Raw genomic sequence first — 20,692 nt, forward strand, 5'->3', positions numbered from 1 at the left:
TCTCCAGAGACTAAAAGCGCTCAAAATCTTGGTCGTTAAAATCCAAGGAGTTGTCGGCAAGGCTATTCACCGCCACGGGTTTTTTAACATAGTTTTGCGCTACCGCGCTACGAGACTGGTGCTTAGCGGCCGGCGGTGTTTTACCAAAAGATTGCGACCTATTGCTGTTGCCATCCAGTTTGAAAAACGCTACGGCATGCTGCAGTTGGGTGGCCTGTCCGTTTAATTCTTCCGACGTAGCGGCCAACTCCTCGGCGCTGGCGGCATTTTGCTGAGTCGCTTTATCCAACTGGCGCATCGCTTCGTTAATTTGATTAATGCCACTGGATTGCTCCATGGATGCGGCATTGATTTCCTGTACCAAATCGGCTGTTTTCACAATATTAGGTACCACGGCAGCAATCAAGGTACCGGCTTTTTCAGCTATTGCGACGCTATTGGTGGCAAGCTCGTTGATTTCTTCCGCTGTGACGCGGTTGCTCTCCGCCAGTTTTCTAACTTCTGCGGCCACTACGGCAAAGCCCTTGCCGTGTTCGCCCGCGGAGGCTGCTTCAATCGCCGCGTTTAACGACAGCAAATTGGTTTTGTAGGCTATATCCTCGATCAAGCCAATTTTTTTGGCGATATTCTTCATAGCCAGAACCGTCTCGTTCACGGCCTCGCCGCCGTCACGAGCTTCGCCTGCCGACTTAGTCGCCATTTGCTCGGTGACATGGGCATTTTCGGTGTTTTGTTGTACTGATGAATTGAGTTGTTCAATCGACGAAGTGGTTTCCTCGACGCTAGCCGCCTGCTCGGTGGCCATCTGACTCATGGACTGGGCGGTAGCACTGACTTGTTGCGAAGCACTGGCCAGCGTATCGGAGTTTGAGCGCACTTGCGAAACCACTTGGCTCAGCTTATCGCGCATTTCGCGTAAAGCCTGGGCAAGTTGGCCGATTTCATCTTTACCGTTGACTTCCAGCTTCGCTGTCAAATCACCTTCGGACAAGGATTGGGCAAATTTGACACCGACGATAATTGGCACGGTAATCAAGTTGGCCAGGAACATGGCGATGATAACGCCCAAAACCAATGCGGCAATAATGGTACCGATAATGATTTTATTGGCCTCGTCGACTAATTCGTTTGCTTGCGCCCTTGCTACCCCTAATTGGGCATACCCCGCTTCCTCTGCGCTTTGTGCTTGTTTAATGACGTTATCGCCCAATTCCAGCATTTCTTTTCGGACTGTATTCAGCTTGTCGTCGTTATCAATCCAGTTTTGCGCGGCTTGCTGATAATCACGGGTACTCGCGCGCGCCGTCTCAATCAGACGCAAGGCTTCTTCGGAATTGACGATTTTTTGTAAATCATCATAAGCCTTCATCAGTTCCGGCATTAAAACTTGCATCTTTTTCCAGGCGACACGGTCTTTGTAATTCACTTCCTCTTTTTCCGCGCGCATGATTTCCATCGCTTTAATATAAATATTGGCCGCGCCAATATAACGCTGAACGTATGGATCCAACTCTTGTGCATTAGTACCTTTTTTCATCGCCTCCTGATACAAACGCACTTGCCTATCCAAAAAATCATCCGCCGCTTTAGCGACATCATCACCTTCTTTTACCATTTCTTCTACAGCCGCTTTATTTTCCTTGACCGATAACACGACGGCTCTGAATTTTTCACCGAATTTCTGTGTGCCTTCCCGGGCGGTTTTAGACTGAGTCAATAACTCGGTATTGTTATATTTCTTGGCTACCTGATCGACCTTATCGAGATACTCAAATAACGTTTTCATGTTGTCTTCGACTTTTTGAGCATCTTCGTCTTTATTGGAAATACGGTATGCCCTTTGCGCCATGATCGTTTGCAAAGCCATTCTTTCTACGCCAGTAGCATATTCCACCGATTTGCCGTTGTTGTCGGTAATACCGAACAAAGCGCCGGCGACATCGCCAATATAAATTTTGGACAACACACCAAAAGCTATCGTGATAGCCACGAGCAGCATCGCCCCCGTCAGGATTTTTGTTTTTATTTTTAGGTCGTTGATATTCATCTGCTGTTCCCTCTAATAGGAATTTATAACCGTGAGAAATCGTTAACTTATTGAATTCGCCGCGACGTTAAGATCTGTGCCGGTCGGCTTTTATTTTTGATGGCCGCTTGAATCAAACCTTGTACATCCAGAATCAGTGCGACATTGCCGTCGCCGAGTACCGTCGCACCAGTGATACCATTCAACCTTTCGAACACTTTGCCCAGCGGCTTGATGACGGTTTGATGCTCGCCATGCAATTCGTCAACCACAAAACCCGCTTTGGTTTGCCCGGATTTAACCACCACGACGCTCTCACGTTTCCTGTTGGTATCGGCACTCTGATTATGGAAATAATCGCCTAAACGCAAGTACGGCAAGACCTGGCCGCGCAGATTGATGTAATGTTGTATGTCGTCTATCTCGCATTCGCTAGTGTTCATCTCGATGCATTCGTCGACCATACTCAGCGGGATGATGTAGCGGTCCCGACCGGTGCCGACCATAAAACCGTCGATAATCGCCAAGGTCAGCGGCAAGCGTATGGAAATGGTGGTGCCCTCGCCTTCTATGCTGTCTATCTCGACAGAGACCGCGTAAGGCTTCGATATTTTTTTTCACCACATCCATACCGACACCGCGCCCGGATAAATTGGTAGCTTGATCCTTGGTACTAAGTCCGGCGGCAAATATCAGATTATGAATTTCTTGTTGGGACAAATCGTGATCGGGTTTAATCAGGCCGTTGGCCAATGCTTTATTAAGTATTTTTTCGCTATTCAAACCGGCGCCGTCATCAGCAATTTGAATGACGATATGCCCGGATTCGTGATAAGCGTTGAGTTGCACGGTACCTTGTGCCGGTTTGCCGGCGGCAAGCCTCTGCGCGGGACTTTCTATGGCGTGATCCAGGGCGTTGCGGATCAAGTGGGTCAATGGATCGTTGATTTTTTCGACAACCGTTTTATCCAGTTCTGTTTCACCACCACTGATATAAAGTTCGATGTCTTTATTCAACTCCTTACTCACATCGCGTACGACACGCTTAAACCGGGAAAAGGTTTCGCCGATTTGTACCATGCGCAATTCCAAAGCCGTATCGCGGATACTACTGACCAAGGCATTCATGCTGGCGGCCACATCGCCGGCATCGCTGAGGCCATGCTTCTCGACGATCAAATTCATCGCCGCACTGGAAATCACCAACTCGCCGACCAAATTGATCAAATGGCCCAGTTTGGTAGCATCGACCCGGATGTAATTGGCTTCGCTTGCCAGTTTTTGTTTGGTCTGTTCCTGTTTTTTCAGCGCTTGATCGACTAATGGCTGCTGTACGACATGTTGCTCGACCAGTATCTCTCCCAAGGGTTTGCCGGGGACGATAACCTGTTCGGAATCAATATTGGCCTGCTGACGTTGCAAAGCGTGGTTGACATCATTTTGAGTCAACGCCCCAACCTGCACCAGCATATCGCCCAAGCGGTTGACATGATTGTCATCCTGGGCATTCAACAGATTTAAATATTCCTCCAGCTTGGAATTGGGCGGCAAAATTTTGATATCGCAATCGTCAGAGGCAAAATCAAACACCGCCTCTATCGTCTGTTTATTCGCATCACTCTGAAAAGCAATTTTGAAATGCAAATAGCAGCTTTCCGGGTCCATGTCGTCACCGACCGGCATTTCCGGGGCTACAGTAAGAATTTGTTTAATCTCACCCAAGGTGCGCAGATAGCGAATAAACGACAAGGGATCCATGCCGTTTCTGAAGGCATCTTTCTGAAACTCTAGAGAAATTAGCCAGTTATCGTCCACCGATATTTCACCGCCGCCTTCAATTTCCAGCTGGACGCTATCGTCGCTTTGCTGCATGTCGGTCGTTTGCCGGCCGGTCAATTGCCGAATCAAACGCTCTCCGTCCGCCGCCAAGCTTGCCGGTAACTCGGCGTCTTTCTGCGTCAAACAATGTTCGATCAATTTAGCCGTGTGATCCTTGCTGTCCAACAAAACAGAAATCAATTCCGCGTCGATGCCGCGTTCGCCGTTACGCACTTTATCCAGGACCGACTCCGCTTCATGGGTAAAGCCGACAATGGCGTTAAAACCAAACAATCCGGAAGAGCCTTTGATGGTATGCATGGCCCTGAATAAACTGTTGATAGTTTCGCTATCGTCCGGTTTACTCTCCAGAGACAACAAAGCGTCTTCCATATCCGTTAACAACTCTTCAGCCTCTTGGGCGAAAACCGTTAAGGCCGCATCTAATTCGCTCATGATGTTTTCCAATCTGCGGAGATTACGATAGGGTCGCCGAAATGCTTACTCAGGTTGAGCAGTTCCAGCACTTCAACGACCGCCTCGCTATGCTGAATAAGACTAAAGCGGATATCGCGGCTGACGGCTTCCTGCTTCAGAAACATCAGCAGTTGCACACCGGCGCTATCGATTTCAGTGACATCGGCAAGATCGATTTGCACGTCTTTAGCCGAGCTTAGATACGGGGATAGTGCTTGTTTGTGTTCCAGCACCGAGTAGATGGTCAATTCACCCTGAATGGCCAGATGGGTGATACCCTTTTTTTGTTGTTTTAGGTGGATAGCCAAGGTTTTCTCCCCTTGTGCAATGGAGTTGTTTTTAAGGCAACACCAATTTGGACACCGCGTCGAGTAAAGTGGGGGCTTGAAACGGTTTGGTCAGCCAGGCTTTCGCGCCGGCGGCCTTGCCAGCCTGTTTTTTATCGTCGGCGGCTTCGGTAGTCAGCATCATCATCGGGGTGAATTTGTATGCCGGGAGTTTTTTGGCTTCCGTCACAAAGGTTATGCCGTCCATATTTGGCATATTCACATCGGTAATGATCAAATTGATTTTTTGTCCGGTTAATTTACTCAGTGCATCCCTGCCGTCGCAGGCCTCAATCACATCGTAGCCGGCACCCTTTAGGGCAATGCCGACAACCTGTCGAATGGATGCCGAGTCATCAACAATCATGATGGTTTTAGCCATTGGTCAATCCTTCATCAAATTTAAAAAAATGTAATCTCATCGTTGGCGGAAGTGCTTTGGTGACTGACCGCCGCACTTGAAGAGTGATTCAACAACTCTTCCGGCATCGTGTAACTAAGCTCCATTCTCGACAATGTGGCGCCGACATCCAAGCTATTTGCTTGGCGCTCGCCGCTGCTGCGCGTGGCATCTACCGCAGTTTGCAGGCTGTTTAGATTATGTTCGACATGCGACAGCATTTGGCTAACCCGATCCTGAAACTGGAACGCCGTCAACACCGAGAAAATCTCGTCGCGAATTTGCGCGCTATTGCCCCGTAATTGATCCGCATCGTTTCTGAACATATCCAAAGCCACCCGCAAATCGTCAAGAGCGGTGCGGATGGCGTGTTCGGCATCGCGGATCGCTTTATCATCGGAAGAGCCGGATGCCTCGGACATTTTCAACGTCGAGGCCATGGCTTTGTTGATATCGGCAATGGCGTGGCTGATCTTTTCCCCGGTGGAAGACGAAAATCCGGCCAGTTTACGGACTTCGTCGGCTACAACCGCAAAACCCCGGCCATTTTCGCCTGCGCGGGCGGCTTCGATAGCCGCATTCAGCGCCAGTAAATTGATTTGTTCGGCGACCTTGCGCACTTCCTGCGCCATCGTGTCCAGTTGACCGGTATGTGCGGACAATTTACGAACCTCGTCGACTACCGCATGCTCAACGTCCTGGATTTCACTTAAAACTTTTAACACTGCCGTCAAAGCATCCCGGGTTTCGCCGAATAACACATCCACGCTACGACCTTGACGATTCTGCGCACCGCCGGAAATCAGTCTCTCCAATTGATTAACCATAGCGGCGAAACGGCTGGTCAGCACGGTGATTTCCTGTTCGGTATGCGTTCTGGATGTTTGTACTTGTCTGAGCAAAATGGGCACTACTTGCAGAAACAAACGCTCCAGCTCGATGGCGTATGCTTCAAGCTCTTGCAGTTTTAAATCTTCGTCACCACGCCAGGCGTTATTAGCTTCATTCAGAGCGGTTTGCTGTTTATTGTACAAAGTAGACCCAATCAGGACGCCGGCAAAACCAAGCGCGGCGGTAGCTCCCAAGCTGATCAAACTGAAACCGGTTTGCACGCAGGCCAACAATCCACCTGTCACTCCCAACCCCACCGTCAACAGATAAAAACCAAGTGGACCGGGGCTCTTGGCTACAGGATAAGGTTTTCGAAGCATGGGAATTCCGTCTGGGTTTTGGGTATGTTAAAGATAGTAGAGAGTTTTAAATTTGCATTCAACCCACTACCATCTTAGGTTTTTCGGTAATGTTAAGTCCTCAGCACTTCCTGTAATTATTTACTGACATAATTACGTCACATATCCTTACTAACGGAGACGGTTTTATTACTATTGCCCCGATCACAACCGAAGAATTCGAACGCTTCAGACGTTTGATTTACGACCATGCCGGCATCGCTCTGACACCGGAAAAGAAAGTCATGGTAGCCAGCCGGCTGGCCAAAAGGCTCGATTATTACCAGCTAGAACATTACGGGGAATACTACCAACTGGCTATCAGTCCCGATTACCCCCATGAATTTCAAACTCTGGTCAACATTCTGACCACCAATGAAACGTATTTTTTTCGGGAGCCAAAGCACTTCGAATTTTTTCAACAGCACATTCTTAAGACCTGGCGCGGCGAGCATTTTAGGGTTTGGAGCGCGGCTAGTTCGACAGGAGAAGAAGCCTATACTCTGGCAATGGTATTAGCGGAGAACCTAGGCGCGCACAACTGGGAGATTTTCGGCTCCGATTTGAGCACGCGAGTGCTGGAAGTTGCCCGCCATGGCGTCTATCCACTGGATAGGCTGGACCATATGGACAAACGCCTATTGGAAAAATATTGTTTACGCGGCGTGCGCAGCCAGGAAGGTTTTTTTCGCGTGGACAACAAACTACGCAGCCGCGTCAAATTTGATCAGGTTAATTTGATGAGTTCACTGCCGCATACATTGGGGAGGTTCGACGTAATTTTTCTGCGTAATGTTCTAATCTATTTTGACCAAGACACCAAAAAGCAGGTCGTCGAACGACTGATTACCGCGCTAAAGCCTGGCGGACATTTCATCATCAGTCATTCGGAAAGCCTGCACCGGGTCACCGAACAGTTAAAAATGCTGAAGCCTTCTATCTACCGGAAACCATGAAAATCCTGCCCTTCCGAGATACCCAGCGTATCGTCATCGATCCGGGCGAATTCTATGCCTCCCGCCGGCCGGAAGTCATTTCAACACTATTGGGCTCGTGCGTGGCTGCCTGCCTATATGACCCGATCAATCGGGTATTTGGCATGAATCATTTTTTGCTGGCTTATCGTTCCTACTCCAAAAACATGCCTATCATCGAATCCGAAGAGGGCCGTTACGGCATTTATGCGATGGAATTACTGATCAACGAAATGATGAAGCTCGGCGCCAACCGGCTCAATCTACAAGCCAAATGCTTTGGCGGCGGCAACGTGTTAAAACTGCGAGAAGACAAAAACCGCAAGGAAACCGTGGGCGACGTGAATGTTTTATTCATCAAAGAGTTTTTAAAAAAAGAAAACATTCCTATGCTTAGTGCCTGTTTAGGCGGCAATATCGGGCGAAACGTCCATTTCGTCGGCACTGATTATTCGGTGTTTATCAAAAAAATCGACCAAAATCAGCAACTGTCTCTTGAAAACGAAGAGCGCCGCTACTGGAAGAAAAATATCGACGAACATGAAAAATCCAGAAGCAGTGCCGAATTCTGGTAAATCATCCAAGACCATTAACAGGCAACACTATGACAGACACAAAAGTATTTATTGTCGACGACTCCGCCGTGGTCCGGCAGGTATTAACCGGATTGCTCGATAGCCTGCCTGGCGTCAAAGTGATCGGCGCCGCGCCGGACCCCATCTTCGCCTTAACACGCATGGAAAAAGACTGGCCGGATGTCATCATCCTGGACATCGAAATGCCACGCATGGACGGCATCACGTTCCTGAAGAAGCTGATGCACGAACATCCCACGCCGGTCGTGATCTGTTCGACGCTCACAGCCAAGGGCGCGGAAGTGACGATGCAGGCTATGAGTGCCGGTGCCGTCGACATCATCACCAAACCGACCGTCAACCTGAAGGGCTTTCTGCAAGATTCGAAAACCCTGCTGGCGGATGCGATTAAAGGTGCTGCGCATGCCAGACTAAAAAAATCGGCTATCCCAAGCGGCAAACCTCTGGATGGCAGCCCGAAATTAACCGCCGACGCCGTCATTTCCCCGACCAGCCTGATCTCGATGACGGAAACCACCGACCGCGTCGTCGCAATTGGCACATCAACCGGCGGCACCCAGGCTCTGGAATACGTATTGACGCGATTACCCCGTACCACGCCGGGTATCGTCATTGTTCAGCACATGCCGGAGGCATTTACCGCCGCGTTTGCCAAACGGCTGGACAGCCTGTGCCAAATTACAGTTAAAGAGGCCGAGCAAAACGACCGGGTCATTCCCGGTCTGGCTTTGATCGCTCCGGGCGGCAAACACATGCTGTTGCGCCGCAGCGGCGCCCAATACCGGGTGGAAATCAAGGATGGTCCCTTAGTCAGCCGCCATCGGCCGTCGGTGGATGTGTTGTTCCGCTCGGCCGCGCAAGCTGCCGGCAAAAACGTACTGGGCATAATCATGACCGGCATGGGCGACGACGGCGCCCACGGCATGAAGGAATTGCACGATACTGGCGCGCTGTGCGTCGCTCAAGACGAAGCCAGCTGCGTGGTTTACGGCATGCCCAAAGAAGCAGTGAAACTGGGCGGCACCGACGGCGAACTGCCGCTATCGGCTATCCCGAACTTGATCATGCAATCGCCGAATCGGGCAAAATTCTTGAAAGGTTAAAAGCGCGTTTTTATCTACAACCGGCGACAGCGATAACCGTAATAAGCGATATACAAGTAGCAAAGAGCAGGGATAAAAAAGGCGTGCTGTATACCGATACGATCCGCAAACGCGCCTTGCAGCAACGGTAAAATAGCCCCACCGACGATGGCGGCGCAGAGTATGCCGGAGCCTTGGCCGGTATGCCTGCCCAAGCCGGTCAAAGCCAGCGAAAAAATGGTGGGAAACATGATGGAATTGCACAAACCTACCGCCAGGATGGTAAGCATAGCCAGTGTGCCGCTGCCCAACATCGTCGCCAACACCAAACCAGCCGCAGCCAAGGCGTTAAAGGCCAACACTTTGCCGGGATGGATTTTCTGCATCACCGCCGATCCAATAAACCGGCCGACCATCGCCCCGCCCCAATAAAACGACACGTATTTGCCGGCCTCTTGCTCCGCCAAACCAGCGATATGCGGCTCGCCGAGAAAGTTAACCAGAAAGCTGCCGATCGACACTTCGCCGCCGACGTAGACAAAAATCGCCACGGCGCCCAATACCAGATGCGAATATTGCCAGGCGCTGCCATCCACTGCATTTGGGCCGGTTGCCTCGGCTTGCTGGTTAATCTTAGGCAACTTCAACATCGCAAACACTGCCGCCATGAAAAACAAGACTGCCGCGAGACATAAATACGGATTCTGCACCGCCGCCGCTTCCGCGGCCTGATACGCAGACAATTGCTCGGCGTCGAGCAGCTTTATTTCCTCGGCGCTTTTCACTGCATTGGACAAGATAAACAAGGCACCGAAATACGGCGCCAGCGTGGTACCCAAGGAGTTAAACGCCTGCGTCAAGGTTAAACGACTGGACGCAGTGTGCGGATCGCCCAGCACCGTCACGTAAGGGTTGGCAGAAACCTGTAGCAAGGTAATCCCGGACGCCAACACAAAAAAAGCCCCCAAAAATAAGGGATAGGAATGCAAGCCAGCCGCCGGATAAAACAGCAAACAACCGCCACCGGCAATCGCCAAACCGACGATGATGCCACCCTTGTAATCGATTTTTTCCACCAGATAGCCGCTGGGCACCGACATCAGAAAATAAGCGGTGAAGAAACAAAACTGGATCAGCATTGCTTGGGTGTAACTCAACGTAAACACGGCTTTCAAATGCGGAATCAGGATGTCGTTAAGACAGGTGATAAATCCCCAAATAAAAAATAGCGAAGTCAGAATAGCTAATGAGCCCGTATATGACTGTCTACCCAGGTGTTGTTGATCCTGCATGAGCGAATACCGCATATTGATTTAGGGTTTGAGGACCTGGAAACGTGCGGTCTCGTTACCGACCATCACCTCAAACTCGCCCGGTTCGACGATGCGCCGCATATCCACACCAATAAAAGACATATCCTGCGACGTTAAGCTAAATTGCAAGGTCTGCTCCGCGCCGGGTTTTAACTCAACTTTTTTAAACGCCTTTAGCTGTTTCACCGGCCGCGAAACCGAGGCCGCGACATCGTGCAGGTAAACCATCACGGTCTCCTTGCCGGTCAGCGTGCCGGTATTTTTCACCTTAACCGTCACGTCGATATTCTCGCCCATGGCAATCTTGTCTTGGCTCAAACGCAGGCCGCTGGTCTGGAAGGTGGTGTAACTCAAACCGTGACCGAATGGATACAGTGGCCGATACTGATTGCTCTCAAAAGCCTCTATCGGCTTGTGATCGTACATCACAATATCGTTAACATCCCGCGGATAGGAAATCGGCAACTTGCCGCTGGGATTGGTGTCGCCGAACAAAATATCGGCCATCGCTGCCCCACCTTCCATGCCCGGCAAAAAGCCCAACACCACCGCCTGCGCCTTGTTGGCAATTTCGGTGATGATGCGCGGCCGGCCGCCGAACGTGACTAAAACCACCGGCTTGCCGATTTCGAAAATCGCTCTAGCCAGTTGCAACTGTACCGGGTCCAAATGCAGAGATTCGATATTGCCTTCGGTTTCGGTATAGGTTTTTTCGCCCAGCGCCAAAATCACCACATCGTGTTGCCGGGCTTGCGTTACCGCCTGTTCGATATTGATTTCGTCGCTGAAGTTTTTGCCGCCAACATATGTAACCTTACCGCTGGTTTTTTGCTGAATGGCTTGCAGCAAGGTGGGTTTGTCTTTGGGGTACAAATGTTCGGCAGCGCCCTGCCAGGTGATGGTCCAACCGCCATTCATTACGCTCAACAAATTCGCGGTCGGCCCGGTGACCAGAATGCTGGCTTGCTTACTCAAGGGCAGAATATGTTGATCGTTTTTCGCCAGAATGATCGCTTCCCGCGCCGCTTGCCGATTCGCAGCAACTGCGTCTTCCGTCAGAAAATTGCCTTCCGCGGCCAGCGCCGGTTCGTGCCTGTCGAACAAACCGCTTTGATACTTCACGCGCAAAATGCGGGAGACCGCTTCGTCGATACGAGTCATCGGCACTTCGCCGGTTTTGGCTAAATCCAGCAACAAGTCGTAGAACGAATAATCGAACGGCACCATGCTCATGTCCACGCCGGCCATCACCGCCATTTTTACCGCTTCGCGTGGCGAGGCCGCCAGTTTGTCGCGGGTGTATAAGCGGCTGATGTCGGCCCAATCGGACACGGTAAAGCCTTTAAAACCCATCTCGCCGCGCAAAATGGTGTTCAGGTAGTAATGATTGACGTGGCCGGGAATGCCATCCACCTCGGCGGAATTGACCATCACCGTCGGCGCTCCGGCTTTCACGCCCGCTTCGAAACCCGGCAGAAAATATTCGCGCAAAGCTCGTTCGCCTATCCAGGCCGGGGTGCGGTCCTTGCCGTTCAAGGGATAGCTATAGCCGACGTAATGCTTCAAGCAAGTTGGCGCCTTGTCGGCGTCCGCAAAGTCGTCGCCGTGATGACCATGGATGTAGGCGCTGCCCATCGTCACCGCCAGATGTACGTCCTCGCCGTAAGTTTCCCACAAGCGCGGCCACAACGGTTGCCGGCCGATGTCCATCACCGGCATGAAATTCCAATCCAAACCCGACGCTTTAACTTCCCTAGCGGTCACTTCGCCTTCCTTGAAAGCTAAATCGGGATTAAACGTCGCCGCCATGCTGATGGCTTGCGGAAACAGCACCGCGTTTTCAGTGTAAGTTGCACCATGAATCGCGTCGATACCGTACAGCACCGGAATTTTCAGCCGGCTTTTTGCCGCCATATCGCGTATCGCTTGGGTCATGCGCCGCCATTTTTCGATGGGCTGAGTTTGGTTATTCGGCGTCGTCGGCGTGTTGAGTATCGAACCGATATGCCGATTCAAGATGGCGTCCTCCAGTTTGGCCTGATCGATAGGATTATCGGCTACCTCGCCATTCACGACCGAAACCACGCTAAAGTCGATCTGCGTCATCTGTCCGACTTTTTCTTCCAGGCTCATTTGCGCCAGCAAGGCCTGAACCTGCGCTTCAAAATTGTCGTTTGTTTCTTCTGCACTCACGCCGGACTCCAACACCACAAATAAGGAAAGAATTAAAAAAGCTAATTTTGTTTTCAAGAGATTGATTTAAGGTTTGATCGAGCCTACGCAATCGTTCTATCAACCTGCCGACCACACGGCAAAAATCCGATCAACGATAGCAAGGCATTCGTAGTTATCTGTAAAAATCGGCACATCATAGCCGGCGATAATTCGCTCATGTCAGCGGCAAGTGCCCATCAGGGACCCGGAATAGTTTATCCAGACCTGAAGATGCTGTCTTATATTTTAAGAGCAGCGGCGGCGTAGAGCCTGGCTTGGTGTTTTTCGTGGCAACTGCCACACCGGATGAACCATTCTCAGGATTGTTATTCCGGAAACAACTTATCCCGCGCATTCTCCAAAATTGCGGTCACAGCCGGATGCTTGAGTTTGCGGCGCATGGTGATGGCGTAAAAACGTTCATGCACCGAGTCGATACGGCCGATGGCTTCCACGCCGTATTGGCTTTGGATTTCGGCTTCGACATTACTCGGTGCGACAAACAAACCCACGCCACCACTGCCAAAGGTTTTGATCAACGCGCTGTCTTCAATTTCGGCTTGGATAGCCGGGCTGATGCTTTCGGCGTCGAACCATTGATCCAGCGAGCGCCGCAACGAAGTATTGGCGGTGGGCAGCAGGAACGGTGCGCCGCTCAAGCAGCGCGGGAAATTTTGCCTATAGGTCGCGGCCAAAGCCGGCGCGCCGAACACGGTAACCCCGCATTCGCCCAGCAGATGATTAAATGCTTTGGCGCCACTGGTTGGTGTCAGCGGCGCATCAGACAAGACTATATCCATCCCTTGCATGACCATCTCACTCAAAAGCCGCTCGGTTTTGTCCTCGTAACAAAGAATCTGCACCGACTCCGGTAAGCGAAAAGCCGGTGCCAGCAAGCGGTAAACCACCATTTTCGGTAACGCATCCGCCACGCCCACCACCAGACGCAGAGCCCTGCCGGTCGGCCGGCCTTTTAAGGTGTTACTTAGCTCTCTGCCCAGCGAAAAGATTTCTTCCGCGTAATTAAATACCACCCGCCCTGTGTCGGTGAGCACCAGTTTACGGCCCTGTTTATAAAAAAGTTTTTCGCCGATTTGCTGTTCCAGCACCGCTAATTGGCCGCTGATGGTCGGTTGTGCCAAATGCAGTTTCTCGCAAGCGCGAGTGATGCTTTCTTCACGCGCGACATTCCAGAAATAAAACAAATGTTGGTAGTTGATACGTTCCATAGCGCTCAATGTATAGGAATTTACGATGAATTAATTCTAAACATTCTATTTAACAATATCAAAATGCTGCGCTAGGCTATCACGCAACCCTAACCTACCCTGAGAACTGCACATGCAAAAGCTAAAAGCACTGCACAGCGAAGACATCGCGCCAAGTACCGGAGCCGCATTAGCGGAGTATGACAAGTCGGCGTTTGAATTGGATAACCTCGGCGCCAGCCAAATCCTCAGTGATCGCTTATCGGATGCTCACGGCGACGACAAAGAATTACGCAGTTCGATACGCCTGCTCGGTTCGATCTTGACTAAAGTGCTCACCGCCCAAGCCAAACCGGAAGTAGCCACCGCCGTCGCGCAGTTGCAACGCAAGTTTGCCAGCTTGCTCCGAGAGGGCAGCGCCAACCGCCGCCGCCAGTTTATGGAGATTCTAGAAGGCCTGGATGCGGAAGAAATAGGCGAAGTGGTACGGGTGTTTAACGGCTATTTCAGCCTGCTCAATATCGCCGAAGAATCGCATAACCTAACGTTGCGCCGGCAAAATCAGACCGGCCGCTATTGGCCCGGCTCGTTTCATGACACGCTAATTAAACTACGCGACAGCGGCGTCAGTGCCGATAAATTACAGGTGTTATTGGACGAAATGCTGTATTTGCCGGTGATGACCGCTCACCCCACCGAAGCCAAACGCCGCACAGTCAAAAGCGCGTTGCGCAATGTCTTCCTTAGCCAGGAGGCCTTGGACGATCCACGCTTACGCAGCCAGCAACGCAGCGAGGCCTTGGACAAACTGCAAGCACAGATTCAATTGCTGTTAAAAACCGACGAAGTGCGCGCCCGTAAACTGGGCGTAGCCGACGAAATCGACGCCGGTTTGTTTTATTTTTCGCTATCGCTATTTCAAGCTACCACCTTGGTTTACCGGAACTTGCAACGGGCGCTTAGCGATGTATTTGGTGCCGACGTTGCCGGCCAAATCCGCATCCCCAGCTTCCTGCGCTTTGGTTCGTGGATAGGCGGCGACCGCGACGGTAATCCGAATGTGAAACCTGAAACCACCGAACTGGCCTTGCGCATGCAGGCGCAAACCATCATGCAGGAATATTTGGCGCGCCTGGATCAATTGCGCGGCCAGTTGTCGCATTCTTATGGACTTTGTGACTTGACGCCGGAATTTATTGACAGCCTGCACGCCGACCGCGCCCTGCTGGGCGCGGCAGTCGCGGACTTGGAAAAGCCTTATTTGCAGGAACCTTACCGGCACAAACTGATATTGATGAAATATCGCATGCAATCCACCTTGCAGCGCGTGCAACAACAGTTACAGGGCCAAGCGGAACAAGCCAATCGCCTTGCCTATGCCAGCGTGGCCGAGTTTTTAGACGATCTGCGTTTGATCGATGCATCCTTGCGCAGCCACGGCGACGCCAATATCGCCGAGCTGGAATTAGCCGATCTGATCCGCTTGGCCGACGTGTTCGACTTTCACTTGATGCAACTCGACGTGCGGCAAGAATCGACTCGCCACAGCGAAGCAGTCGCGGAAATTCTGGCAACCGCATTGAACATTGACTACCTGGCGCTGGACGAAGCGCAACGCATCACCTTATTAGCCGAGGCGATTGCCGCACCGGGCGGTTTGATGTTCGACGCCGCCGCGCTGACGCCGGCCAACCGCGAAACCCTGGAGTTGTTTACCGTGATGGCGAAAATGCGCCGGGAAATAGGCCCGAACTGCTTTGGTAAATACGTAATTTCCATGACCCATTCCGCCAGTCATGTGTTGGAAGTCTTGCTGCTGGCTGCTCAGGCCGGCTTGGTCGGCAAAATCGGCGGCCATTGGCATTGCCATATCGGCGTCAGCCCCTTGTTCGAAACCATAGAAGATCTAAACCGAATTTCCGATGTACTAACTCAACTGTTCGATACCGATTGTTATCGGGAATTGTTGCGGGTCAGCGATGACCGCCAAGAAATCATGCTGGGCTATTCGGACTCCTGCAAAGACGGCGGCATCCTGGCGTCGGCCTGGGGCTTGTCGCGCGCGCAACGGCAAATTATTGCAATCAGTGAGCGTTACGGTTTGAAATGCCGATTATTCCATGGCCGCGGCGGCACTGTCGGTCGCGGCGGCGGCCCGACTCACGAAGCGATTCTGGCCCAGCCGCCCGACACCGTGCGCGGCCAGATCAAATTCACCGAGCAAGGCGAAGTGCTGTTTTATCGGTATAACAATATGGAAACCGCGGTCTACGAATTAACCATGGGCGTTACCGGCTTGCTGAAAGCCAGCGTCAGCCTGGTGCAAGCCGTGCCGGCGGATCATGCGGAAGATTTGGCAGTCATGGACGAATTGGCGCGGATCGGCGAGCAAAGCTACCGCGACCTGACCGAACGCACGCCCGGCTTTTTGGATTATTTCTACGAAGCCAGCCCGGTCGGCGAAATCGGCGGCTTGAACATCGGTTCGCGGCCTTCGCACCGCAAAAAACTGGATCGCTCGAAAAACTCGGTGCGGGCGATTGCCTGGGTATTCGCTTGGGCGCAATCGCGGCAGACGTTTCCGGCTTGGTACGGTATCGGTTTCAGTTTGGCCAGCTGGTGCGCCGGCAAGCCGGAGCGCCTGGAAACCCTGCGGCGGATGTATCGCGACTGGCCGTTTTTCCGCAACCTGCTCAGCAACGCGCAAATGGCGCTGAGTAAGTCGGACATGAACATCGCGCGAGAATACGCGCAATTGTGTAACGACCCGGAAACCGGCAAACGGGTTTACAACCTGATAGCCGGCGAGCATCAACGCTGCGTGGAGTGGATACTGGAGATAGCCAACACTGACCGCTTGCTGGCGGAGAATCCGGCCTTGGCCGCATCCTTGCAGCGCCGCGATGCTTATCTGGGGCCGCTAAACTATATCCAGGTATTTTTGATCCGGCGGCTGCGGGAAATGAATACCGAGAATCCCGCGGACAGCCCGTGGATGAAGCCTTTGTTGCGCAGTATCAATGCGATTGCTGCAGGTATGCGCAATACCGGCTGATGTTATTAGCCCGGCCCTGAAATTCCGGCCGTCCTGAACGGGTCGAAGGACGCTCCCCCCCTGAAAAGGGGAAAGGGCTTTTCGGCAGACTCTAAAAGGGAGGAGAACCATGCAATACGCCTACGCATTGGCACACTGGTTTAGAGTAATCATCATCAACACCGGGCGCTGGCTGTTTGAAAACAAGCCTGCCATGGCAATCTTGACCCTGATATTTTTGTATAAATTTGGCGACACCTTGCTACCCTTTCTATGGCACATTCTGCACTTGGCCATTGAGGTGGTCGAGATGTTGTTCGAGCATTTTTTGGAACACGTGTTCGGGGTAACGCCACGCCAAGCCGAATTCATCGTGTTCTGGTCCGGCCTAACCTTGCTCGGCACCGTCGTTTGGCGCTTGTCGTGCAAAGCTTACCTCGTGATCGCCCAGGCATGCGAAACTGCCTGGCTTAACTGGTGCGCCAAAGCCGGCCCGGCCAAATTGCTTGCCACACTAAAGGTTACACTTTTGCTGGGCATACTCGGCAAGACCATGCTGTTATTCGTTTAAACCGATAGGATTTCGTTACGTATGAGCATCACCGCCGGAAACAAGGAACACCCGCACAGAAAACAGTCGACGCAAACCTTGCTGGGATTCTTATTCGACCTGCTGGAAATCCCCAGCCAAGCCCAAGGCATCCGGGAGCGTTGGCTGGACTCAGTCAGCGACGACAGCCAGACAGCGCTGAGCCGCATCGGTGACCATTTGGGTTTGAATATGGAGAGCACGCTGCTTACGCCGATTGCGGCCGCCAACGCCTCATCCCCGCACACGCCGCTGCTCACCAGCCTCTCGGATGGCTGCGGTTGGCTGGTGTTGTGCGGATTTCGCGGCGGCAAAGTCAGAGTGGCCCTTGCCCAAGGCGAGGTGATCGAAGAGCGCTACGTCAAACCGGCTGACATCGCCGCACTAATGGGCCGAAGCGACGCCGGCATCAGCGAGTGGCTGTTAGTGCAAGCCCAGGCGCCGCTGGAGAATGCCGTCAGCCAAGACCATCACAACCACATGCCGCCATTTAGCCGCTTGCTGGAGCTGTTACGCGCTGATCGCCACGATCTCTGGTTATTGTTGGGTTTGGCTTTGGGCTCCGGATTGTTGGCGCTGGCTTCGCCGGTGGCGGTGCAAGCGCTGGTCAATACCGTAGCGATGGGCGGCATGGGCCAACCTTTGATCGTATTGGCGACCATACTGTTTTTCTTTCTAAGCTTCGGCGGTGCGGTTTTTGTGCTGGAATCTTATCTAGTGGAGATCGTGCAGCGGCGGATTTTTGTACGGCTGGCGGCCGACTTGGCCTATCGCTTGCCCAGGGTGCGCAGCGATGCCTACGACAGTCAACACGGCGCGGAACTGGTCAATCGCTTTTTCGATGTATTGACCTTGCAGAAAGCCGGCTCTGCACTGCTCTTGGACGGTTTGAGCACCGTGGTGCAAACTTGCGTCGGCCTGATCATGCTGGCTTTCTATCACCCCTTCCTGCTAGCCTTCGATGTGGTGTTGCTGTTGGCTATCACTGCCATCGTATTTTTGTTGGGCCGCGGCGCGGTCACCACGGCGATTCAGGAATCGATCAGCAAATATGCCTTGGTCGCCTGGCTAGAAAGCGTTGCCGGGAATATTCAAACCTTTAAATTCGGTAACGGTGCAGTAATGGCCGCCAACCGCACCGACCAACTCTCACTGCACTATTTAACGGCCAAACGCCAGCATTACCGCGTGCTGCTGGGCCAAGTCATCGCCTCCGTGGCGCTGTACGCCATCGCCAGTACGGCCTTGTTGGCTATCGGCGGCTACTTGGTCATAGACGGCCATTTAACTTTGGGGCAATTGGTGGCGGCGGAACTGATCGTCTCGTCAGCTTTGCTAGCCTTGATCAAATTCGGCAAACACCTGGAAGGCTTTTACGACTTGATGGCCGGCACGGACAAGATCGGCCATTTGCTGGATTTGCCCTTAGAAGATTCGGCCGAGTTGGACGCAGAATTTAACGGTCCGGCGTCACTCACAATCAGCGGCTTAAAATTCGGCTTCGGCGCGCAGCGGCCATTATTCTCGGATTTTGCGCTGCAGATTCAGCCTGGCGAAAAAGTCGCGATTTCAGGCGGTCCCGGCAGCGGTAAAACCGCGCTGGTGTCGCTAATCAGCGGGATGCGGCAAGCACAAGCCGGCCGGATACAAATCAACGGCCAAACACTGGATGAATTGCGCCTGAGTACTTTGCGGCAAAACATCGCCGTCGTCAGCCGACTGGAGATTTTTCACGATAGCCTGCTGGAAAATATTAGGCTTGGCGATGCGAATCTGAGCGTTGCCGATGTCCAAGAGGTCTTGGCCAAAGTCGGCTTAACTAGCTTGGATTTGGATACCGTCATGAGTCCCGGCGGCTCGCAACTTGCCCACAGCCAAGCCATACAAGTCATGCTGGCAAGAGCCATCATCGCCAGCCCCGCCTTGTTGATCGTGGATGGCATACTCGATGGCTTGGATAGCGGGTTACAGCAGCAGTTGGCATCAATACTATTGGCCGCTGACGCGCCCTGGACCCTATTGCTGCTGACCGGTTCGAAAGAATTGGCCGCACTTTGCGGGCGCGAGATCACTTTGCCGGGAGCCGCCCATGACTGAGTTACAAATTAGGCTGTCCGCGCTATCGGCGGCCCATACTCCTCGCCTGGTCAGCAGTTTAGCGCGCGCTTGCGTCTGGCTATTTCTGTTGACCCCTCCAGCCCTGCTGCTCACCCCGTGGCAACAAAACATCAACGGTATCGGCCGGGTCTCCGCCTTTGCGCCGCTGGAACGCCAACAGAACTTGGATGCGCCGGTTTCCGGCCGTATCGTCAGTTGGCATGCCAAAGAGGGCGCCAAAGTGAAGGCCGGCGATTTGCTAATGGAAATCACCGATGTCGATCCGGAATTGCTGGAACGCTTGCAACAACAACGCGCGGCAGCCGCGGCAAAATTGGCGGCCAAAGAAGACGAGCTGCGGGCGTATCGCCTGCAAATCGACAACTTGATTGCTACCCGCGATTTACAAGTGGCTACCGCGCAATACCGGCTGGATGTGGCAAGGCAACGTGCGCGCTCCGCCAGTGAAGCCATTGCCTCCGCCCGTGCCACACTGGAAACGGCCAGCGTGCAAACCCAGCGTCTGCAAAGATTGATCGGCGACGGCCTGGTATCCCAACGCGATTACGAAGTTGCCCAACGCGACGGCATCGTCGCGCAACGCAGTCTAAACAGCGCCCAAGCCAGTCTGGAAGGCGCTTTGGCCGAACAACGCGCCGCCGAAGCGGAAATCGGCCGAATTCGCGCCGATGCCCAGGCCCGTATCGACTCGGCGACGGCGTCGGCTAACAAAACCCAAAGCGAACTGGAAGACAGCCGCAGCAGCCTGTTAAAAAGCGAAGTGGATGTGTCCCGCCAACAATCGCAACAAATCAGAGCGCCGCGCGACAGCAGTATTCTTAGGCTGCTGGCCAATCCGCAGAGCGACATTGTCAGAACAAGGTGATCCCTTGCTGGTGTTGGTGCCGGATATGGATGTAAAAGCCGTGGAACTGTGGGTAGACGGCAACGATGCCGTATTGATCACCCCAGGCCGGCATGCACGTCTGCAATTCGAAGGCTGGCCGGCCTTGCAATTCGCCGGCTGGCCGGAAGTAGCCGTCGGCACCTTCGGTGGCTTAGTAGCCTTCGTGGACTCCACTGACGACGGCAAGGGTAAATTCCGGGTGCTGATCGTACCCGATCCCAACGACCGGCCCTGGCCGACAGAACGCTTCGCCCGCCAAGGCGTGAGAGTAAAAGGCTGGGTGTTGTTGAACCGGGTAACGATGGCTTACGAACTGTGGCGGCAACTGAATGCCTTTCCGCCGCAAATGACTATGGAAGCGCCGGCGACCGATTTGGTCAGGCAAAAACTGAAATAAGCGCT

17 protein-coding genes are annotated in these 20,692 nt (G+C 52.8%); 8 read left to right on the forward strand and 9 right to left on the reverse strand.

What is annotated here, in order from left to right; all coding sequences use genetic code 11:
- Positions 1-10 precede the first annotated feature (10 nt).
- From ACH5Y9_RS11890 to ACH5Y9_RS11915, 6 genes are read right to left on the reverse strand one after another with little or no spacing between them, the layout of a single operon-like run.
- Entirely contained in the window at positions 11-2,047 is a 2,037-nt protein-coding gene (locus ACH5Y9_RS11890) for a methyl-accepting chemotaxis protein (protein WP_445369773.1), read from the reverse strand.
- 47 nt (positions 2,048-2,094) lie between these two features.
- Positions 2,095-2,532 carry a chemotaxis protein CheW gene (locus tag ACH5Y9_RS11895; protein ID WP_445369887.1) on the reverse strand — a complete coding sequence of 146 codons (438 nt, stop codon included), beginning with the start codon at positions 2,530-2,532 and terminating at the stop codon, positions 2,095-2,097.
- Complete coding sequence (locus tag ACH5Y9_RS11900) at positions 2,459-4,300, reverse strand: chemotaxis protein CheA (RefSeq protein WP_445369774.1); 1,842 nt, start codon at positions 4,298-4,300, stop codon at positions 2,459-2,461. The genes ACH5Y9_RS11895 and ACH5Y9_RS11900 overlap by 74 nt, the downstream gene beginning before the upstream one ends.
- Positions 4,297-4,629, reverse strand: a complete 333-nt coding sequence (locus ACH5Y9_RS11905) for an STAS domain-containing protein (RefSeq protein ID WP_445369775.1) — start codon at positions 4,627-4,629, stop codon at positions 4,297-4,299. The genes ACH5Y9_RS11900 and ACH5Y9_RS11905 overlap by 4 nt, the downstream gene beginning before the upstream one ends.
- A gap of 31 nt (positions 4,630-4,660) precedes the next feature.
- A complete protein-coding gene (locus ACH5Y9_RS11910; protein WP_033156659.1) occupies positions 4,661-5,029 on the reverse strand; it encodes a response regulator in 369 nt (122 codons plus the stop codon).
- A 20-nt stretch (positions 5,030-5,049) separates the two neighbouring features.
- Positions 5,050-6,258 (reverse strand): methyl-accepting chemotaxis protein, encoded by a 1,209-nt coding sequence (locus tag ACH5Y9_RS11915; RefSeq protein ID WP_445369776.1) that lies wholly within the window; start codon positions 6,256-6,258, stop codon positions 5,050-5,052.
- A gap of 182 nt (positions 6,259-6,440) precedes the next feature.
- Here ACH5Y9_RS11915 and ACH5Y9_RS11920 point away from each other — a divergent pair, with 182 nt between their 5' ends.
- Genes ACH5Y9_RS11920 through ACH5Y9_RS11930 form a run of 3 tightly spaced genes read left to right on the forward strand, consistent with a single transcriptional unit; the run spans position 6,441 to position 8,949 of the window.
- Positions 6,441-7,232: a CheR family methyltransferase gene (locus ACH5Y9_RS11920; RefSeq protein WP_445369888.1), complete on the forward strand. Its 792-nt coding sequence runs from the start codon at positions 6,441-6,443 to the stop codon at positions 7,230-7,232.
- Positions 7,229-7,825: a chemotaxis protein CheD gene (locus tag ACH5Y9_RS11925; RefSeq protein ID WP_445369777.1), complete on the forward strand. Its 597-nt coding sequence runs from the start codon at positions 7,229-7,231 to the stop codon at positions 7,823-7,825. The genes ACH5Y9_RS11920 and ACH5Y9_RS11925 overlap by 4 nt, the downstream gene beginning before the upstream one ends.
- Positions 7,826-7,854: 29 nt before the next feature.
- Positions 7,855-8,949 carry a protein-glutamate methylesterase/protein-glutamine glutaminase gene (locus ACH5Y9_RS11930; protein ID WP_033156663.1) on the forward strand — a complete coding sequence of 365 codons (1,095 nt, stop codon included), beginning with the start codon at positions 7,855-7,857 and terminating at the stop codon, positions 8,947-8,949.
- Between the two features lie 14 nt (positions 8,950-8,963).
- Here the strand turns inward: ACH5Y9_RS11930 and fucP are convergent, their stop codons facing one another.
- From fucP to nhaR, 3 genes are all read right to left on the reverse strand, one after another.
- A complete protein-coding gene (gene fucP, locus ACH5Y9_RS11935; protein WP_445369778.1) occupies positions 8,964-10,220 on the reverse strand; it encodes an L-fucose:H+ symporter permease in 1,257 nt (418 codons plus the stop codon).
- A 21-nt stretch (positions 10,221-10,241) separates the two neighbouring features.
- On the reverse strand, positions 10,242-12,434 hold the full coding sequence (locus ACH5Y9_RS11940; RefSeq protein WP_445369779.1) for a glycoside hydrolase family 3 N-terminal domain-containing protein: 2,193 nt from the start codon (positions 12,432-12,434) through the stop codon (positions 10,242-10,244).
- 347 nt (positions 12,435-12,781) lie between these two features.
- Positions 12,782-13,684 carry a transcriptional activator NhaR gene (gene nhaR, locus ACH5Y9_RS11945; RefSeq protein WP_205453995.1) on the reverse strand — a complete coding sequence of 301 codons (903 nt, stop codon included), beginning with the start codon at positions 13,682-13,684 and terminating at the stop codon, positions 12,782-12,784.
- Between the two features lie 112 nt (positions 13,685-13,796).
- Here nhaR and ppc point away from each other — a divergent pair, with 112 nt between their 5' ends.
- The 5 genes from ppc (at position 13,797) to ACH5Y9_RS11970 (ending at position 20,687) form a co-directional block, all read left to right on the forward strand.
- Positions 13,797-16,718, forward strand: coding sequence for a phosphoenolpyruvate carboxylase (gene ppc / locus ACH5Y9_RS11950; RefSeq protein ID WP_445369780.1), 2,922 nt, complete (start codon positions 13,797-13,799; stop codon positions 16,716-16,718).
- A gap of 109 nt (positions 16,719-16,827) precedes the next feature.
- Complete coding sequence (locus ACH5Y9_RS11955; protein ID WP_415878589.1) at positions 16,828-17,268, forward strand: hypothetical protein; 441 nt, start codon at positions 16,828-16,830, stop codon at positions 17,266-17,268.
- A gap of 21 nt (positions 17,269-17,289) precedes the next feature.
- Complete coding sequence (locus tag ACH5Y9_RS11960; protein WP_445369781.1) at positions 17,290-19,383, forward strand: peptidase domain-containing ABC transporter; 2,094 nt, start codon at positions 17,290-17,292, stop codon at positions 19,381-19,383.
- A complete protein-coding gene (locus tag ACH5Y9_RS11965) occupies positions 19,376-20,269 on the forward strand; it encodes a biotin/lipoyl-binding protein (RefSeq protein ID WP_445369782.1) in 894 nt (297 codons plus the stop codon). Before ACH5Y9_RS11960 ends, ACH5Y9_RS11965 begins: the two co-directional genes overlap by 8 nt.
- Entirely contained in the window at positions 20,253-20,687 is a 435-nt protein-coding gene (locus ACH5Y9_RS11970; protein WP_445369783.1) for a hypothetical protein, read from the forward strand. Before ACH5Y9_RS11965 ends, ACH5Y9_RS11970 begins: the two co-directional genes overlap by 17 nt.
- The last annotated feature ends 5 nt before the right edge of the window (positions 20,688-20,692 follow it).

The organism is Methylomonas sp. BW4-1 (assembly GCF_052474385.1).

Excerpts from the sequence above, each read along its gene's own strand:
- ACH5Y9_RS11890 (WP_445369773.1), bottom strand. The coding sequence starts at position 2,047 with ATGAATATCAACGACCTAAAAATAAAAACAAAAATCCTGACGGGGGCG.
- ACH5Y9_RS11895 (WP_445369887.1), bottom strand. The coding sequence starts at position 2,532 with ATGGTCGGCACCGGTCGGGACCGCTACATCATCCCGCTGAGTATGGTC.
- ACH5Y9_RS11900 (WP_445369774.1), bottom strand. The coding sequence starts at position 4,300 with ATGAGCGAATTAGATGCGGCCTTAACGGTTTTCGCCCAAGAGGCTGAA.
- ACH5Y9_RS11910 (WP_033156659.1), bottom strand. The coding sequence starts at position 5,029 with ATGGCTAAAACCATCATGATTGTTGATGACTCGGCATCCATTCGACAG.
- ACH5Y9_RS11915 (WP_445369776.1), bottom strand. The coding sequence starts at position 6,258 with ATGCTTCGAAAACCTTATCCTGTAGCCAAGAGCCCCGGTCCACTTGGT.
- ACH5Y9_RS11925 (WP_445369777.1), top strand. The coding sequence starts at position 7,229 with ATGAAAATCCTGCCCTTCCGAGATACCCAGCGTATCGTCATCGATCCG.
- ACH5Y9_RS11930 (WP_033156663.1), top strand. The coding sequence starts at position 7,855 with ATGACAGACACAAAAGTATTTATTGTCGACGACTCCGCCGTGGTCCGG.
- fucP (WP_445369778.1), bottom strand. The coding sequence starts at position 10,220 with ATGCAGGATCAACAACACCTGGGTAGACAGTCATATACGGGCTCATTA.
- nhaR (WP_205453995.1), bottom strand. The coding sequence starts at position 13,684 with ATGGAACGTATCAACTACCAACATTTGTTTTATTTCTGGAATGTCGCG.
- ppc (WP_445369780.1), top strand. The coding sequence starts at position 13,797 with ATGCAAAAGCTAAAAGCACTGCACAGCGAAGACATCGCGCCAAGTACC.
- ACH5Y9_RS11955 (WP_415878589.1), top strand. The coding sequence starts at position 16,828 with ATGCAATACGCCTACGCATTGGCACACTGGTTTAGAGTAATCATCATC.
- ACH5Y9_RS11960 (WP_445369781.1), top strand. The coding sequence starts at position 17,290 with ATGAGCATCACCGCCGGAAACAAGGAACACCCGCACAGAAAACAGTCG.
- ACH5Y9_RS11965 (WP_445369782.1), top strand. The coding sequence starts at position 19,376 with ATGACTGAGTTACAAATTAGGCTGTCCGCGCTATCGGCGGCCCATACT.